We start from the raw sequence: 15,883 nt of genomic DNA on the forward strand, positions 1-15,883 counted from the left end.
GGATGCGGCTGCCAAGCTTACAGGGACGTACTTGCAGCGTCCCCGCACTCCGACACCGCCCCGCCAACCCACGGAATGCCGCTTCTGCTGTTGCTGTTGCTGTTGCTGTTGCTTGAATGCCGCAGCAGGTGCAGGGCTGCAAGCCCTGCTCGACCAACCCCTCACACCGTGATGGTCTGGGTCAGTGACTCCCACGTCGGTGGCACCGGCCACGCCGCCGCCTGGTTGCCATCCAGCACCCGCCGCAGATCGCGCGGATCAATCTGCGGTGCCAGCACATGCACCAGCTCCAGCGCGTAATCACGCAGCACGCGGTCACGCGGCAGCACCGCCCAGGCAATGCACTCGCTGATCGGATCCGGCGCCGGCCACGAGCGCAGGTCTTCATCGTTGGAACTGACCGCCATCTCGGCCAGCAGGCCTACGCCAAGACCCGTACGCACGTAGGTCTTGATCAGGTCCGCATCGAGCGCGGTCAGTGCCAGGTCGGGCACCAGCCCATTGGCGGCGAAGGCGCGTTGCAGCGACGAGTTCGGACGGGTCGAGGATTCGTAGCTGATCAATGGCTGGCGGGCCAGCGCGGCCAGGTCCGGGGCGCGGCCGGCGCGGTCCAGCGGGTGGCCCTTCGGCACCACCACCAGACGCCGCCAGCGGAACAGCGGCACCGCGATACCATCGGTGGGCTCACCGCCGGCGGTGCTGATGATGGCGATATCCGCGTCACCCTGGTTCAAGCGGTCCAGCGCGTCGGCTTCGCCGGCCTGCTGCAGGTGCACGCTGACCTGCGGGTAGGCCTGCTTGATCGCTGCCACCGCCGGCGGCAGCACGAAGCGCGCCTGGGTGTGGGTGGTGGTCAGGATCAGCTGGCCCTGGCTCTCGCGGCGCTGGTTGGCCGCGTAGGTGCGGATGTTGTTGGCCTCGGCCAGCACCGCGCGGGCGCGGGCGATCACTTCGGTGCCGGCCGGAGTAACCGACTCCAGGCTGCGGCCCTTGCGCACGAACAACAGGAAGCCGAGCTCGTCTTCCAGCTGCTTGAGCTGCTTGGACAGGCCAGGCTGGGTGGCATGCACGCGCGAGGCGGCGAGCGTGATGTTCAGCTCGGCGTCGGCGATGGCAACCAGGTAGCGCAGCTGGGTCAGCGTCATGGGAGGCAGGCGGCGTGGGGCGGAAGTCCACTCTAGGGTCATTTGCCGTCACCAGCTTATAACCAAAGGTTGTTTAAGAAAGGTATCTGGTCATTTCCGGGCGTCATATGCCGGCGCTACGGTCAGCCGGCAGCCTCTGGCCTGAACAGCCAGCCCTCCCCCTTCGCCCGCCGAAGCCCGGCGCGGCCCCGTTTCCGGAGCGCTTCCATGGCCCTGTACGACTCCATCCTCGATACCGTCGGCAACACCCCCATCGTCAGGCTGCAGCGCCTGGCGCCCCCGCAGGTCAGCGTCTACGCCAAGGTCGAGTCGTTCAACCCGGGCGGCTCGGTGAAGGACCGCCTGGCGCTGGCGATCATCCTCGACGCCGAAGCGCGTGGCGTGCTCAAGCCGGGCGACACCATCGTCGAAGCCACGTCAGGCAACACCGGCGTGGCACTGGCGATGGTCGCCGCCGCGCGCGGCTACAAGTTCGTGGCGACCATGGTCGAAACCTTCTCGGTGGAGCGCCGCAAGCTGATGCGCGCCTATGGCGCCAAGGTGATCCTGACCCCGGCCGCCGAACGTGGCAGCGGCATGGTGCGCAAGGCCGCCGAACTGGCCGAACAGCACGGTTGGTTCCTGGCCAGCCAGTTCGCCAACCCGGCCAACCCGGCGTACCACCGCAACACCACCGCCGCCGAAATCCTGCGCGACTTCGCCGGCAAGCGGCTGGACTACTTCGTCAGCGGCTGGGGCACCGGCGGCACGCTCACCGGTGTTGGCGAAGTGCTGAAGGTCGCGCGCCCGCAGACCCGCATCATCGCCACCGAACCGGCCGGCGCCGCACTGTTGAAGGGCGATGACTGGAAGCCACACAAGATCCAGGGCTGGACGCCGGATTTCGTGCCGGACGTGCTCAACCGCGATGTGGTGGATGAACTGGTAACGGTGGAGGATGACCGCGCGATCGCCACCGCACGCCGACTGGCTGCAGAAGAAGGCATCTTCGTCGGCATCTCCGCCGGCGCTACCGTGGCCAGCGCGCTGGACGTGGCGGCCCGTGCTGAACCGGGCGCGGTGATCCTGGCGATGCTGCCGGACACCGGTGAACGCTATTTCTCCACGCCGCTGTTCGCCGATGTGAATGAGGGTTCCGACGACGACTGGCTGGCCGGCCTGCCGTAATGCACAGCGCCGGATCCTTTTTCCGTCGGGAAAAGGCTCTGCCCCGCTTCTGCTTCAGCCTGCGTGAAGGCGTCGCCCGCCATCGTGCGTGAAGGCCGTCGGATCGCAGCGCGTGAGACGGTCATGACGCAGTATCGATGCCCTGTCCCCTACCGTGGGAACAGCCGGCGCAGATGCTGCGCGGAACACCTCACAGGCAGGAGACGGACGCATGAAGATCGAAGTTTGGCAGGGCGACATCACGACCCTGGCGGTGGATGCGATCGTCAACGCGGCCAATGAAACACTGCTCGGTGGCGGCGGTGTCGACGGTGCGATCCATCGTGCCGCGGGCCCTGCGCTGCTGGCCGAGTGCGAGCAACTGCCGGAGCTGCGCCCGGGCGTGCGTTGCCCGACCGGCGAAGTGCGCGCCACCGACGCTTATGCATTGCCGGCGCAGCATGTACTGCACACGGTGGGCCCGGTCTGGCACGACGGCCAGCGCGACGAACCGGCATTGCTGGCCAACTGCTACTGGAAATCGCTGCAGCTGGCCGAGTCGCTGGGCGTGCAGTCGATCGCGTTCCCGGCGATCAGCTGCGGCGTGTATGGCTATCCCCTGTACCAGGCCGCGCAGATCGCAGTGACGGAAACACTGGCGTGGCAGCGCAGCCATGCACAGCCGATGCGCATCGTGCTGGTGGCGTTCAACACTGCCACGGCAAAGGCCTACCAGCAGGCGTTGAGTGCCGCCGGGCAAAGCACGGACAACGAACCGCGCGGGTCGGTGCTGCCGCCGCTGGGCGATGCAGGCTTCGCCGCTGCGCACTGAACCACAGCGCTGCAGGTAGAAGAAAAGGCCGGGCATTGCCCGGCCTTTTCCGTTGCATCGTTGTCGTCATCCACGCGCGGCGTGGATCACGCTCAACGGCTGGCAGCTTCCACCGCAGCAGCGGCGTCATCGGCCACAGCGGCGGCAGCATCGGCCGCGGCACGTGCCGCCGAGGCCGCAGCTCCGTCGGCGCTGGCACCCTCGACCTGCACGCGCACTTCCACCATGCCCGCACCATTGTTCAGGCTGGACACGTCCACGGTGTAGTGACCGGCCGGCAGGGTCTCTTCCAAGCGCGAATTGGTACCGCTGCCACCGTCATCATCGGTCAGCTCGACGTCGCCGCCGACCACGCGCAGCACGGTATCGACCTGGCTGGAAATCGCATCCAGGCGCACGTCGGCCGGGCGATCCAGGGTCAGCAGGAAGCGGCGGCGGCCGTCGTTGTCGAGCATCGTGTACACGCTGCCCGACTTCGGCAGCGCTGTGCCATCGCGTTCCACCAGATTGCCGGGCAGCTCGATGCGGTTGGCCGACAGGGTGAACATGCCGTTGACGCCGTCGCCCAGACCGCGTGCAGTCAGGGTGTACTTGCCCGGCTTCAGTGACAGGGTCAGGCGCGAGTTGGTGCTGTCCCCGCCATCGTCATTTTCGGCGTCCACGCCCTGGCCCGACAGCTTCAGCACCGGATCGAAGACATCCGACACCAGGCGGATCTCGTACAGGCCGGCCTTGTCCACCTGCAGGGTGTAGTCCTGGGAACCACCGGCCAGCATGTCGACGATCTCGCCGCTGCCCGCCAGCGGCTTGCCGTCGTACGGCACCAGCTTCTCGGCGCGCAGGCGGTAGGGACCGTAATCGGTCGAGCCGTTGGCGTTGACCGCTACCTGGTAGGTGCCGCCACCGTTGGCACGGAAGGCCAGCGAGACGTCGCCCTCGCGCTCGTAGCCGGTGTTGCTGCTGGCCACCAGGCTGCCGTTGTTGAAGACGGCGATCGAGCCGCTCAGCGAGCCGGTCAGCTTCAGCCCAACCAGCTGCTTGTCTTCCAGCTTGATCTGGTAGAGCTGGTGATGGCTGCCGTCGTTGTAGTTGATGCCGCTGCGCGAGGTGATCTCGCCGGACACCGGCTTGTCGAAATCGAGCGACGCGGCCTTGCCTGCGTCACCACCGCCGCCGAGACGGTTGCAACCGCCGGCGACCAGGACCGTGGCAACGGCCAGTGTGATTGCTGCCAAACGCATGTTGTTTCTCCTTGGCCTTCCATGTGGTTCCCACGCACCGGCCGGGCGCGTGGGGGCGGAAACGATACCCGCAAAAGCAAACGCCGGCGTGATGCCGGCGTTGCCTTGTTCATCCAGCGATGGGACGGATCAACCGTTCCACTTGCCCAGCGCGGCCAGGCCGTTGTCCTTGGCGCGCTCGTACACGGTCTTCTGGGCAGCAGCGTAGTTGCCCTTCATGTCCTTGGCCCACAGCTTCAGCGCGGCCTGCTGCATGGCGCGGCCGTAGGAGAAGCTCAGCGGCCACGGCAGGTTGCCCAGCTGGTTCATCGCGTTCAGGTGCTCGGTGGACTGCTCGTCGCTCTGGCCACCGGACAGGAACACCACGCCCGGCAGGATGGCCGGCACGGTGCTCTTCAGGCACATCACGGTCGACTCGGCCACTTCCTCGACGTCGGCCTGCTCATCGCAGCCCTTGCCGGAGATGACCATCGAGGCCTTCAGGATGGTGCCTTCCAGCAGCACGTTCTGCTGGTACAGGGCGTCGAACAGCGAACGCAGGGTGGCTTCGGTGACTTCGTAGCAGGTCTCGATGTCGTGGTCGCCGTCCATGATCACTTCCGGCTCGACCATCGGCACCAGGCCACATTCCTGGCACAGCGCGGCATAGCGGGCCAGCGCGTGGGCGTTGGACTCGATGCAGGTGCCCGACGGAATGCTTTCGCCGATGTTGATCACCGCACGCCACTTGGCGAAGCGCGCACCCAGCTTGTAGTACTCCTGCAGGCGCTCGCGCAGGCCGTCCAGGCCTTCGGTCACCAGTTCGCCCGGGCAGCCGGCCAGCGGGTGCGCACCCTTGTCCACCTTGATGCCCGGAATCATGCCGTGGTCGGCCATGTACTTGGCGAACGGCACGCCGTCCTTGGTCGACTGACGGATGGTTTCGTCAAACAGGATGGCGCCGGAAATGTGCTCGTTGAGCTTCGGCGTGGTCAGCAGCAGTTCGCGGTAGGCACGACGGTTCTCCTCGGTGTTCTCGATACCGACGCCAGCGAAACGCTTGGCGATGGTAGCGGTGGATTCGTCGATCGCGATGATGCCCTTGCCCGGGGCAACCATGGCCTGGGCGGTTTCAGCCAGCTGTTCGATGCTCATGTACTTCCTGTGGCGGGTGCGGGAAAAACGTAAGTATAGCCCCGCCGCCCGTTGCGCCGACGTGCAGGCCAGTCTGGAAACGATTCCAATGTCCGCACCGGACAGGCGATGTCCTGTTGCGCCGGGTCAGAGCCCCTTTGCGGATCTGACCCCGGGTCGGATCCGCACGGCGGCTCCGACCCGGGGCCGACGGGGTTTACAGATCGCCCAGGCCGCTGGCGCGGCCGTCTTCACCCACTTCCAGCAGGCGCAGGGTGTTGGTCGCGCCCAGGGTTTCCATGTGCTCACCGCTGGTGAACACGACGCGGTCACCGGCCTGCAGCAGTTCGGCTTCCACCAGCAGGCGGATGCTGCCGCGCGCGGCTTCGCGCGGGGTCAGGCCACGGCTGTCGAAGTTGATCGGGAACACATCGCGCATCAGGGCCATCTGGCGGCGCGCGCCGTCGTGGCGGGTGACTGCGAACACCGGCGCCTTGGCGCGGAAGCGCGACAGGTAGCGGGCGGTGCCACCGGATTCGGTCATCGCCACGATCGCACGCACGCCCACGTGCTGCGACAGGAACATGGTGGCCATGGCAATCGCCTGGTCGGCACGTTCCAGATTACGCGGCGAGGCGTTGAAGTCGGTCTCGGTCTGGAACTGGCGCTCGGCACCCAGGCAGATACGCGCCATCGCTTCCACCGCCTTGACCGGGTACGCACCGGCAGCGGTTTCAGCCGACAGCATCACCGCGTCGGTACCGTCGATGACCGAGTTGGCCACGTCCAGCACTTCGGCACGGGTCGGGATCGGGCTTTCGACCATCGACTGCAGCATCTGCGTGGCGGTGATCACCACCTTGTTCTGCGCCAGCGAGGCCTTGATGATCTTCTTCTGCAGGCCCGGCAGTTCGGCGTCGCCGATTTCCACGCCGAGGTCGCCACGGGCCACCATCACCACGTCGCTGGCCTCGACGATCTCTTCCAGGTTCTCGATCGCTTCGGTGCGCTCGATCTTCGACACCAGCGCAGCATCGCAGCCATGCGAGCGGGCGATGTCACGGGCGTCGTTCATGTCCTGCGCGTTGCGGCAGAACGACACGGCGATGAAGTCGACACCGATCCTGGCGACGATGCCGATCAGCTCCTTGTCGCGCTCGGTCAGTGCGCCCAGCGAGAGGCCACCGCCCTGCTTGTTCAGGCCCTTGCGATCAGACAACGCGCCGTCATTGAGCACGGTGTTGATGATGCGCTCGCCCTGCACCTCGACCACCTGCAGCTGCATCAGGCCATCATCGAGCAGCAGGACATCGCCCGGGCCGACGTCCTGCGGCAGGCCGAGGTAGCTGACGCCCACCTGGGTCGCATCGCCGGGGCCGGCGTTGGCGCTGGCGATCAGGTCGAAGCGGTCACCCGCCTTGAGCTGCACCTTGCCTTCGGCGAAGCGCTCGATGCGGATCTTCGGGCCCGGCAGGTCAGCCAGGATGCCCACTTCCACGCCCACGCGGGCCGCAGCGGCACGCACTTCGGCGGCACGCTTGGCCTGGCCGGAGGGATCGCCGTGGCTGAAGTTGAGGCGCACCACGTTGACGCCGGCGCGGAACAGATCCTCCAGCACGCCCGGCGGATCAGTGGCCGGACCGAGGGTGGCAAGGATCTTGGTGCGACGCTGACGCTCGAACATGGTGAATGGGCCTCTCCCGATAAAGAACGGAAATTAGCACATCCTTCACGCCGCATGTATACGGTTACAGCCTTGTGCTGCCTGACTTCGCGGGTCATGGAGCGGACATCGGCCGGACATACGCTGGCGCAGGCAGTTCTGTAGAGCCTAGGCCAACAGCGTCGTCAGCTGCGCCGGCTCACGGGCCAGCTGGCCGGCACCGGCTTCGGTGAGTTCGACCTCACCGCCGAAACCCCACAGCACACCGACACTGCGCAGACCGTGGTGGCGTGCGCCTTCGATGTCCATGCGGCGGTCGCCGATCATCCAGCACTGCGCGGGCTGCACCTGCAGCCGACGCAGCGCCTCGCCCACCAGCTCCGGCTTGTGGCTGCGCGAGCCGTCCAGGGTCGAACCGACGATCTCCTCGAACAGCCCGCCGAACGGCAGGTGGGCGAGGGTGCGGCGCGCATGCGGCTCGTTCTTGGCCGTGACCACCGCCAGGCGGTGGCCACGACCGTGCAGCGTGCGCAGGGTGTCTTCCACCTGCGGGTACACCGTATGCTCGCGCCAGCCCTCGGCGTCGAAGCGCTCACGGTAGTAGCCCACCGCCTGTTCCACCCGCGCCGGTTCAACGAACAGCGGCGCGAAGGTGGTCCGCAGCGACGGACCGATCCAGCCCAGCAGCGTCTCCTGCGGCGGCACCGGATGGTCCATCTTCTGCAGCGCGTAAGCGATGCAGGCGGTGATGCCCACCTGCGAATCGATCAGCGTGCCATCGAGGTCGAAGAACAGCACATCCTTGCCGCGCTCGGCACTCATGCGCCGCGCGCGTCGAGTGCGGCCACCGCCGGCAGGGTCTTGCCTTCCAGGAACTCCAGGAACGCACCGCCGCCGGTGGAGATGTAGCTGACCTGCTGGGCGATATCGAACTTGTCGACCGCGGCCAGGGTGTCGCCGCCACCGGCGATGGAGAATGCCGGCGAGCTGGCGATGGCGCGGGCCAGCGCTTCGGTGCCCTTGCTGAAGGCTTCGAACTCGAACACGCCGACCGGGCCGTTCCAGACCACGGTGCCGGCCTTTTCGATCAGCTGCGCGTACTGCGCAGCGGTCTGCGGGCCGATGTCCAGGATCAGATCGTCTTCGGCAACCGCGTCGACCGCCTTCACTTCGGCAACCGCGTCCGGCATGAACTGCTTGGCGGTGACCACGTCCACCGGCAGCGGAATGTCGGCGCCACGCGCCTTGGCATCGGCCACGATCTTCTTGGCGGTATCCAGCAGGTCCGGCTCGTACAGCGACTTGCCGACGTTGTAGCCGGCGGCAGCAATGAAGGTATTGGCGATGCCACCACCGACGATCAGCTGATCGACCTTGCCGACCAGGTTGGCCAGCAGTTCCAGCTTGGTGCTGACCTTGCTGCCGGCGACGATGGCCAGCAGCGGCTTGGCCGGTGCATCCAGCGCCTGCGCCAGCGCGTCCAGTTCGGCCATCAGCAGCGGGCCACCGGCAGCCACCGGGGCGAAGCGGATGACACCGTGGGTGGAGGCCTGCGCACGGTGCGCGGTGCCGAAGGCATCCATCACGAACACATCGCACAGCGCCGCGTACTTCTTCGACAGGGCTTCATCGTCCTTGCCCTCGCCGACGTTCATGCGGCAGTTTTCCAGCAGCACCAGCTGGCCCGGCTGCACGTCGACGCCGTCGACCCAGTCGCGCACCAGCGGAACCTCGCGGCCGAGCAGCTCGGACAGGCGCTGGGCGACCGGCGCCAGCGACTCGGCTTCGCTCCACACGCCTTCCTTCGGGCGCCCCAGGTGCGAGGTGACCATCACCGCCGCGCCCTGCTCCAGCGCGCGCTTGAGCGTCGGCAGCGAAGCGGTGATGCGCTGTTCGGAGGTGATGCGGCCATTCTCGATCGGCACGTTCAGATCCTGGCGGATCAGCACGCGCTTGCCGGAGAGGTCGAGGTCGGTCATGCGGACGATGGACATGGGCAACTCTTTGGCTCAGGGACGGGATGCCGGGGTACGGCAGACGGCCATTGTATCGGGTGCGGGTGGTGGGAGGGTCGATGCCTGCGGCAGGCAGAGGCGCACAGCAAATGCAACAGCAACAGCCAAAGCGCTGGCGCTTCGTGGTGTTGTGGGTGGGCCGGGGCGGTGTGGGCTCGCGGGGGACGCCGTGAATCCATCCCTGGAGGCTCGGGCTCGCCATCCATGGCGCTTACGCCCCCGCGAGCCCACACCACCCCGGCCTCGACAGGTTCATGAGGCGGAGCGGACGGCAAAGGCAAGAGCGGTTTCTGATGTCGGAGAAAAATGTAGAGCCGAGCCCGTGCTCGGCTGGGTCTATCGCGAACAGCAGCCGAGCGTGGGCTCGGCTCTACAAAGAGCGCCCTGCCAAGCAGCTTTTGCTCTTCTTTTTTTCTTTCCGTGGGTGGACGCACACGGAAATTGTCAGAGGCCGGGCGGGGTGGGTTCGCGGGAGTGTCCGCGGCATGGATGCCGCGGCCAAGCCCCCAGGGACGGGTTCACGGCGTCTCCCGCGAACCCACCCCGCCCGGCCAAGCACGGCTTTTGCTTTACGCGACCAACCGCCCACCCACGAGGGGCTGCGCCGTTCGCCGGAACCTACGCCGAAGGCGCCGGCTTCTGCCGAAGCAGACTGACCGCCAGGCCGCCCACTACCAGCACACCCAGACCCAGCAACGCCCACAGCAACCACGACTTCCAATCGTGCTGCGGTTTCAGCGCCGCGTCGCCGGCCAGCGGCTCCGGGCTGCCTTCCAGGCGCGCCAGCGTCGGCTGCCACGACGGGTCGTTGCGCAACCGCAGTTCCTCGATCAGCACGCCAATCGGCGCCTCCGTGCGGCGCGCGGTCGAGCTGCCCACCGCCAACGCGTAGGGCGCCGCGCCCTGGCTCAGGAATACCAGTACTTCGGGCTGGTAACCCAGGCGCAGAGTCGGTGCGGTGGCCGTTTCGGCCGGGTTCGCCACCAGCTTCCAATAGCGATCCCGATGCACCCCGCCCAGCGGCTGCGCGGCCGATTGCTGCCGTTGGCCCTGCGCACCCTGCTGCAGCTGATAGGCAATCCACGGTGCACTGCGGCGCTGCCATTCCGCGCTCTGGTCATCGCGGCTGAACAATGTCCACTGCACCAGGCTGTTGTCGGTGCTGGCCACGTCGGCACGTGCCGCCGGGAAGCGGCCATCCATCTCGAAGGTGTATTCGCCCTTGCCCTTCGAGGTCGGTTCCAGCGACAACCATTCCCACGGCAGTGTGGCCGGTGCCGGCGGCAGCTCGGCCAGTACGCTGCGCAGCGTCGGCAGACGCGCATCGCCTTGCGCCAGCACGCGCAGATAGCGCGCTTCACCATCCACCTGCAGGCGGCGCTGCAGCAGGCGCTTGCCGGCGCGCTGCAGATCCACCAGCGGAATGTCGCGGCCAATCGCACGCCAGTGCTGCAGGTCGTCGCTGACGTCCAGCTGCACCTGAGCCTGCAACGGCTGGCCACTGTCGGCCCAATCCAGTACCAGGGCCGCCAGCGGCTGCTGGCCCAGCACACTGGCGTCGATCAGCCAGCCACCCTGCCCGCTCGCCGCCGCACCACCACTCACGCGGGCTTCCACGCGACGCACACGGCCATCGGTATCGCGCTCGGTCAGCAACTGCAGGTCGTTGCGCTGTGCTTCGGCCAATGGCGGCAACGCGAACCACGGCAGCTCACGCTGCACCGGCGGCTGCGCCAGCGGCTGATCCGGCGCCAGCAAGGCCGACGGCAACGATTGGCCGGCGGCATTGAACACCTGCACATCGCCCAGGTCCGCACTGCCGGCGCGACGGTAGATCGCCGGTTCCAGCACAACACGGTAGGCACCCGATTGTGCGCTGGACAACGTCAGCGGCCACTGTTCGGCGTACTGGGTACGGTAATCGGCGGCCTGTGCGGTGACGGCGGCCAGCATGCCGAACATCGCCGGCGGCAGCGCCCTGCTCCACGTCTTCATTGTTTTTCCTCCACGGTCGGCGCCGCGCTCGGCGGTGCCGGTGCCAGATAACCCACGACCGTGCACAGCAGGCCGTAAGCGATGAACGATGCGATACCCAGCAGGTTGCCCAGGTGCTGGCGATCGATGAGTACCAGCTTGGCCAGCACCACACCCATCAGCACGGCACCGACCATCCACAACACGCGCTGGCCGCGGCGCGAACCCCAGACCCAGGCGATCACGCCGAGCACGCTCCACAGCACGGTCAGGCTGGTCTGCGCCAGGCTGGAACGCATCATCGACGAACTCCACGACAGGCCGCCCCACTGATGCACGCCGTGCAGCACCAGGCTGGTCAGCGCGACGAAGGTGGCCAATGCCAACAGCGGCAGCCGGATCTTCACCAGTGCCTGCGGCGCCTGCCCGCTGTACAGCCAGCGCGCCAGCAGCGCCAGGCTCAACCACTGCCCCAGCTCGGCCGGGTTCAACACCGGCAGCCACAGCAGCGGCGCTGCGTCCCCCGGCAGCAACTGGCCGAACAGCCAGCCTGCGGACAGCAGGCCGAACAGCACGCACTGCAACGGCAGGCGCACGCTGTCGAAGGCAGCCCCCAACGGCCAGCGCAGTGCATTCCAGCGCCACAACGACAGCGCCGCCATCAGCAGCCACGGCAGCGTGAACAACAGCAGCGTCCAGCCCTGTGCCAGCCCGGCCTCGCCGCCGCCCCACAGGGCCAGCAACGAAAGCAGCGACGGCCACAGCAGCCACCACAGGAACTGCGCGATGCGTGCCACGGTGTCGCCGCCCTGACGCAGGCACAGCAACGTACGTACGCCCAGCGCCGCGAACACCGCCCAGGCCAGTGCGCCATAGCCGGCGAACGGCTGCTGGTGCGCATCGCTCTGCATCAGCGCCAGCGGGAAGCCCAGGGCCAGCATCGCCAGGGCGGTTACGCCCAGCGCGCGTGCCGGCTGGCGGCGCTGCATTTCAGCCGCCAGCCAGGCCGTGGCCGCGACCAGCACCAGCAACGCATCGGCCTGCGTGCGCTGCGGGAAGAAGCGGAAGATCTCGTACACCAGACCGCCCAGCCACCACAGCAGGCCCCACAGGTAGTAGACCAGTGCGATCTCATGGCGCTCCCTGCGCTGGTAACTCCACGCCGACGCGAAGCCGGCAATGGCCAGCAGCAACGCGCCGATGGCGGTCGGGTTGAGCAGGAAGCGTGCGTCTTCGAGCCAGTGGTCGGCGCCGGCCACAAAGGCGAACGCAGCACCGATCTGCAGCAACGCGCCGGACACCTGCGGCAGCCAGCGTTTCTGGCGCAGGCCCAGCCAGGCCAGGCCCGCACCTTCCAGCGCGAACACCGCGCCGGTGGCACGCGCAGACAATGCCAGCGGCACCGCCAGCGTGGCGAAGCCCACCGCCAGCACCGCATGCGACTGCGCCAGCACGGTGTAAGACGCGCGTGCGATCAGTGCCCGCGCCAGTACGGCGTAGATCGCCGCCAGGCCCAGCGCGCACAGCGCCAGCGTCATCGGCTGCTCGTGCAGCATGCCCGCCTGCATCGAGAAGGCGACCAAGGGCGTGCCGAACACCAGGCTGCCGTCGACCAGGTCACGTCGCCCGGCGGGCTGCCGGCGCGCGTACAGCAGCGGGATCAACAGGTAGAAGGCGAAGAACAGCAGCAGGAACGGCTCGGTGCTGCTGAACTTGTCCGGCGCGTACTGCAACACGCCCCAGAACGTACCGATGCCGAAGGTAAAAGCGAAGCCAAGCAGGTTCAGCGCACGCCACGGACGGAACCAGGCGATGGCAAAGATGCCAGCGTTGAGCACCGCGTAGTAGCTGAACAGCCCCACGTGGTTGCCACTGCCGGTGGACAGCCACAGCGGTGCCATGAAGCCGGCGAGGATGCCCAGCACCGCCAACGTGCGCGAGTTCTGCACCACCGCCAGCACGCACAGGCCGGCCACCAGCGCGATCGAACTGGCGAAGGCAAACCCGGGGTTGAGCAGCTCGAACCGTTTGAATGCGGCGAAGATGGTCAGCAGCAACACGCCAATGGCACCGCCCTGCAGCGCCAGTGCGAACAGGCGCCGGCGCTCGCGCTGGTGCCAGCCGAACGCCAACAGGCCCAGCGCACCCACGGTGACACCGGCCAGGCGCAGCTCGATCGGCAGCACCAGCCAGCCCTGGTCGCTGACGTACTTCAACAGCGCGGCAACACCGGCCAGCAGCACCAGCATGCCGATCTTGACCGGCACGTTGCCCTCGGTGAACCAGCGCTTGACCGCTCCGATGCCGCGCTCGATGAAGTTGGGCAGCGCCGGCTCGGAAGGCAACGGCGGCTGCAACGGCGCGTGTGGCACCGGCGGTGGTGCGACCGGGCGCGGCACCTCCGTTGCTGCAGGCACCACTTCGCGCACCGGCGGCGGCGTTGGCTGGGACGGAGGCGGTGCGGCAGCCGCCACCGGCCGCAGGAACGGCGGATCGGCGCCAGCCGCAGGCATGGGCGCAGCCCGTTCTGGCGCAGGCTCGGCTGCAACCGGCCGGACGGCCGGCGCGGCGGCCAGGGCACCTTCCAGCGCGGCCACACGGCGGCGCAGGCCGGCAATCATCACCAGCGCCACCACCAGCAGCAGCGGGATGGCCAGCAGGACCAGTACCACCAGGGCGATCAATGCTTCCATTGCATGCTTCCATTGCAATCCCGCGCCCCAGCGGCAGCGGTCGACCGGCCCATGCTACGACAGGGCTGGCCCTATAAACGACGAACCCCGGCCAGGCCGGGGTCCGCGTGCGATCTTCGCCGGCCTTACTTGGCGGCGACAACCTTGGCCATTTCCAGGCACTTGTTGGAATAGCCCCACTCGTTGTCGTACCACGACACGAGCTTGACGAAGGTGCCGTCCAGGGCGATGCCGGCGTCTGCGTCGAACACCGAGGTGTGGGTTTCACCGACGAAATCGGTGGCCACCACCTTGTCTTCGGTGTAGCCCAGGATGCCCTTCAGCGCGCCTTCGCTCTGTGCCTTCACTTCGGCGCAGATCTCGGCGTAGGTGGCTTCCTTTTCCAGCTCGACGGTCAGGTCGACCACCGACACGTCGGAGGTCGGGACGCGGAAGCTCATGCCGGTCAGCTTCTTGTTCAGTTCCGGAATGACCACGCCGACGGCCTTTGCCGCACCGGTGGACGACGGAATGATGTTTTCCAGGATGCCACGGCCGCCGCGCCAGTCCTTGTTGGACGGGCCATCGACGGTCTTCTGGGTGGCGGTGGCCGCATGCACCGTGGTCATCAGGCCACGCTTGATGCCCCACTTGTCGTTGATGACCTTGGCCAGCGGGGCCAGGCAGTTGGTGGTGCACGACGCGTTGGAAATGATGGCCTGGCCGGCGTAGGTCTTGTCGTTCACGCCGAACACGAACATCGGCGTGTCGTCCTTCGACGGGGCCGACATGATGACCTTCTTCGCGCCCGCATCGATGTGCTTCTGCGCGGTTTCCTTGGTCAGGAACAGGCCGGTGGCTTCCAGCACCACGTCGGCGCCGACTTCGTCCCACTTCAGGTTGGCCGGGTCGCGTTCCTGGGTCAGGCGGATCTTCTTGCCGTTCACCAGCAGGTCGTTGCCCTGCACGGCCACGTCGGCCTTGAAGCGGCCGTGCACGGAGTCGTACTTGAGCATGTACGCCAGGTAATCCGGCTCCAGCAGATCGTTGATGGCCACGATTTCGATGTCGTCGCCGAAGTTCAGCACCGCCGAGCGCAGGACGTTACGCCCGATGCGACCGAAACCGTTGATACCAACCTTGATTGCCATGTTCTCAAGCTCCTGCGGCCGCGACGGGTGCGGCGGGATGGATAGGGCCCACAAGTCTAGCAAACCGGGGCTGGCCACCGTGGGCCAGCCCCCGCGCCAGAGGGCGGGCGGACAGGATTTGATCCGGATCAAAGCGTTAGCGCGGCGTGAGGCCGAGACTGTCGCCATCCACCCAGCAACGAGATCACCCCCATGCGCAAGACCTCCCCCCTGATCCTGGCCGGCCTGGCCGCCGCCCTGTCCCTCGCCGCCGCCCCGGCCATGGCCCAGTCCAAGGGTGACTGGACCGTCTCGGCCGGCGTCCACCAGGTGGCGCCGAAGTCGAACAACGGCTGGCTGGCCGGCCACACCCTGAAGGTCGACGTCGACAACGACGTCAAGCCGACCATCACCGGCGAGTACTTCATCGCCGACAACCTGGGCATCGAAGTGCTGGCCGCGCTGCCGTTCAAGCACGACATCAACATCAATGGCCTGGGCCGCGTGGGCAGCACCAAGCAGCTGCCGCCGGTGGTGACCGTGCAGTACCACTTCAACAGCAAGGGCAAGGTGTCGCCGTTCATCGGTGCGGGCGTGAACTACACCACCTTCTTCAGCGAAGACACCACCGGTGCGCTGAAGGACAGCCGCCTGAAGCTGCAGGATTCGTGGGGCCTGGCCGCGCATGCGGGCGTGGACTTCGCGATCGGCGAGAAGGGCGCGCTGCGCGTGGACATGCGCTGGATCGACATCGACAGCAAGGTGAAGTTGAACGGCGAGAAGATCGGCACGGTCAACATCGATCCGCTGGTCTATGGCGCTTCGTACGTCTTCAAGTTCTAAAGCGGTGTGTTGAGCGCGGGGGGTTCGCCCCCCCCCCCCCCCCCCCCCCCCCAACCCCCCCCCCCCCCCCCCCCCCCCCCCCCCCCCCCCCCCCCCCCCCCCCCCCCCC

Annotated in this window: 12 protein-coding genes; 3 read left to right on the top strand and 9 right to left on the bottom strand. The window is 67.3% G+C overall.

What is annotated here, in order from left to right; translation table 11 throughout:
* Window positions 1-161: 161 nt before the first annotated feature.
* Entirely contained in the window at window positions 162-1,145 is a 984-nt protein-coding gene (locus tag ACTJJM_RS20425) for a LysR family transcriptional regulator (RefSeq protein WP_010481448.1), read from the bottom strand.
* A gap of 207 nt (window positions 1,146-1,352) precedes the next feature.
* Here ACTJJM_RS20425 and cysK point away from each other — a divergent pair, with 207 nt between their 5' ends.
* Both cysK and ACTJJM_RS20435 read left to right on the top strand, forming a co-directional pair.
* Window positions 1,353-2,312 (top strand): cysteine synthase A, encoded by a 960-nt coding sequence (cysK, locus tag ACTJJM_RS20430; RefSeq protein WP_053443442.1) that lies wholly within the window; start codon window positions 1,353-1,355, stop codon window positions 2,310-2,312.
* 211 nt (window positions 2,313-2,523) lie between these two features.
* The gene (locus ACTJJM_RS20435; RefSeq protein ID WP_010481443.1) at window positions 2,524-3,123 is read left to right on the top strand and encodes an O-acetyl-ADP-ribose deacetylase; all 600 of its coding nucleotides are present in this window, start codon (window positions 2,524-2,526) and stop codon (window positions 3,121-3,123) included.
* 92 nt (window positions 3,124-3,215) lie between these two features.
* On the opposite strand, the gene ACTJJM_RS20440 is transcribed toward ACTJJM_RS20435, so the two are convergent.
* The 8 genes from ACTJJM_RS20440 to gap form a co-directional block, all read right to left on the bottom strand.
* Window positions 3,216-4,364 (bottom strand): hypothetical protein, encoded by a 1,149-nt coding sequence (locus ACTJJM_RS20440; protein ID WP_010481441.1) that lies wholly within the window; start codon window positions 4,362-4,364, stop codon window positions 3,216-3,218.
* Window positions 4,365-4,493: 129 nt separating this feature from the next.
* The gene (locus ACTJJM_RS20445) at window positions 4,494-5,498 is read right to left on the bottom strand and encodes a class I fructose-bisphosphate aldolase (RefSeq protein ID WP_010481439.1); all 1,005 of its coding nucleotides are present in this window, start codon (window positions 5,496-5,498) and stop codon (window positions 4,494-4,496) included.
* 196 nt (window positions 5,499-5,694) lie between these two features.
* On the bottom strand, window positions 5,695-7,161 hold the full coding sequence (gene pyk, locus ACTJJM_RS20450) for a pyruvate kinase (RefSeq protein WP_010481436.1): 1,467 nt from the start codon (window positions 7,159-7,161) through the stop codon (window positions 5,695-5,697).
* 147 nt (window positions 7,162-7,308) lie between these two features.
* On the bottom strand, window positions 7,309-7,962 hold the full coding sequence (locus tag ACTJJM_RS20455; protein WP_440865929.1) for an HAD hydrolase-like protein: 654 nt from the start codon (window positions 7,960-7,962) through the stop codon (window positions 7,309-7,311).
* The gene (locus ACTJJM_RS20460; RefSeq protein WP_010481432.1) at window positions 7,959-9,134 is read right to left on the bottom strand and encodes a phosphoglycerate kinase; all 1,176 of its coding nucleotides are present in this window, start codon (window positions 9,132-9,134) and stop codon (window positions 7,959-7,961) included. The genes ACTJJM_RS20455 and ACTJJM_RS20460 overlap by 4 nt, the downstream gene beginning before the upstream one ends.
* A 639-nt stretch (window positions 9,135-9,773) precedes the next feature.
* Window positions 9,774-11,150: a DUF3999 domain-containing protein gene (locus ACTJJM_RS20465; protein WP_440865930.1), complete on the bottom strand. Its 1,377-nt coding sequence runs from the start codon at window positions 11,148-11,150 to the stop codon at window positions 9,774-9,776.
* Complete coding sequence (locus ACTJJM_RS20470; protein WP_440865931.1) at window positions 11,147-13,822, bottom strand: DUF2339 domain-containing protein; 2,676 nt, start codon at window positions 13,820-13,822, stop codon at window positions 11,147-11,149. The genes ACTJJM_RS20465 and ACTJJM_RS20470 overlap by 4 nt, the downstream gene beginning before the upstream one ends.
* A 125-nt stretch (window positions 13,823-13,947) precedes the next feature.
* On the bottom strand, window positions 13,948-14,952 hold the full coding sequence (gap, locus tag ACTJJM_RS20475) for a type I glyceraldehyde-3-phosphate dehydrogenase (RefSeq protein WP_019660012.1): 1,005 nt from the start codon (window positions 14,950-14,952) through the stop codon (window positions 13,948-13,950).
* A 192-nt stretch (window positions 14,953-15,144) separates the two neighbouring features.
* Here gap and ACTJJM_RS20480 point away from each other — a divergent pair, with 192 nt between their 5' ends.
* Complete coding sequence (locus ACTJJM_RS20480; RefSeq protein WP_440865932.1) at window positions 15,145-15,774, top strand: OmpW/AlkL family protein; 630 nt, start codon at window positions 15,145-15,147, stop codon at window positions 15,772-15,774.
* Window positions 15,775-15,883: the final 109 nt, after the last annotated feature.

Source organism: Stenotrophomonas sp. 22692, from assembly GCF_052045015.1.
GTDB classification, from domain to species: domain Bacteria; phylum Pseudomonadota; class Gammaproteobacteria; order Xanthomonadales; family Xanthomonadaceae; genus Stenotrophomonas; species Stenotrophomonas geniculata.

Bases quoted from the DNA above. Each gene is read 5' to 3' on its own strand.
- ACTJJM_RS20465 (WP_440865930.1), bottom strand. From the start codon at position 11,150: ATGAAGACGTGGAGCAGGGCGCTGCCGCCGGCGATGTTCGGCATGCTG.
- cysK (WP_053443442.1), top strand. From the start codon at position 1,353: ATGGCCCTGTACGACTCCATCCTCGATACCGTCGGCAACACCCCCATC.
- ACTJJM_RS20480 (WP_440865932.1), top strand. From the start codon at position 15,145: ATGCGCAAGACCTCCCCCCTGATCCTGGCCGGCCTGGCCGCCGCCCTG.
- ACTJJM_RS20455 (WP_440865929.1), bottom strand. From the start codon at position 7,962: ATGAGTGCCGAGCGCGGCAAGGATGTGCTGTTCTTCGACCTCGATGGC.
- ACTJJM_RS20425 (WP_010481448.1), bottom strand. From the start codon at position 1,145: ATGACGCTGACCCAGCTGCGCTACCTGGTTGCCATCGCCGACGCCGAG.
- pyk (WP_010481436.1), bottom strand. From the start codon at position 7,161: ATGTTCGAGCGTCAGCGTCGCACCAAGATCCTTGCCACCCTCGGTCCG.
- ACTJJM_RS20440 (WP_010481441.1), bottom strand. From the start codon at position 4,364: ATGCGTTTGGCAGCAATCACACTGGCCGTTGCCACGGTCCTGGTCGCC.
- gap (WP_019660012.1), bottom strand. From the start codon at position 14,952: ATGGCAATCAAGGTTGGTATCAACGGTTTCGGTCGCATCGGGCGTAAC.
- ACTJJM_RS20460 (WP_010481432.1), bottom strand. From the start codon at position 9,134: ATGTCCATCGTCCGCATGACCGACCTCGACCTCTCCGGCAAGCGCGTG.
- ACTJJM_RS20470 (WP_440865931.1), bottom strand. From the start codon at position 13,822: ATGGAAGCATTGATCGCCCTGGTGGTACTGGTCCTGCTGGCCATCCCG.
- ACTJJM_RS20445 (WP_010481439.1), bottom strand. From the start codon at position 5,498: ATGAGCATCGAACAGCTGGCTGAAACCGCCCAGGCCATGGTTGCCCCG.
- ACTJJM_RS20435 (WP_010481443.1), top strand. From the start codon at position 2,524: ATGAAGATCGAAGTTTGGCAGGGCGACATCACGACCCTGGCGGTGGAT.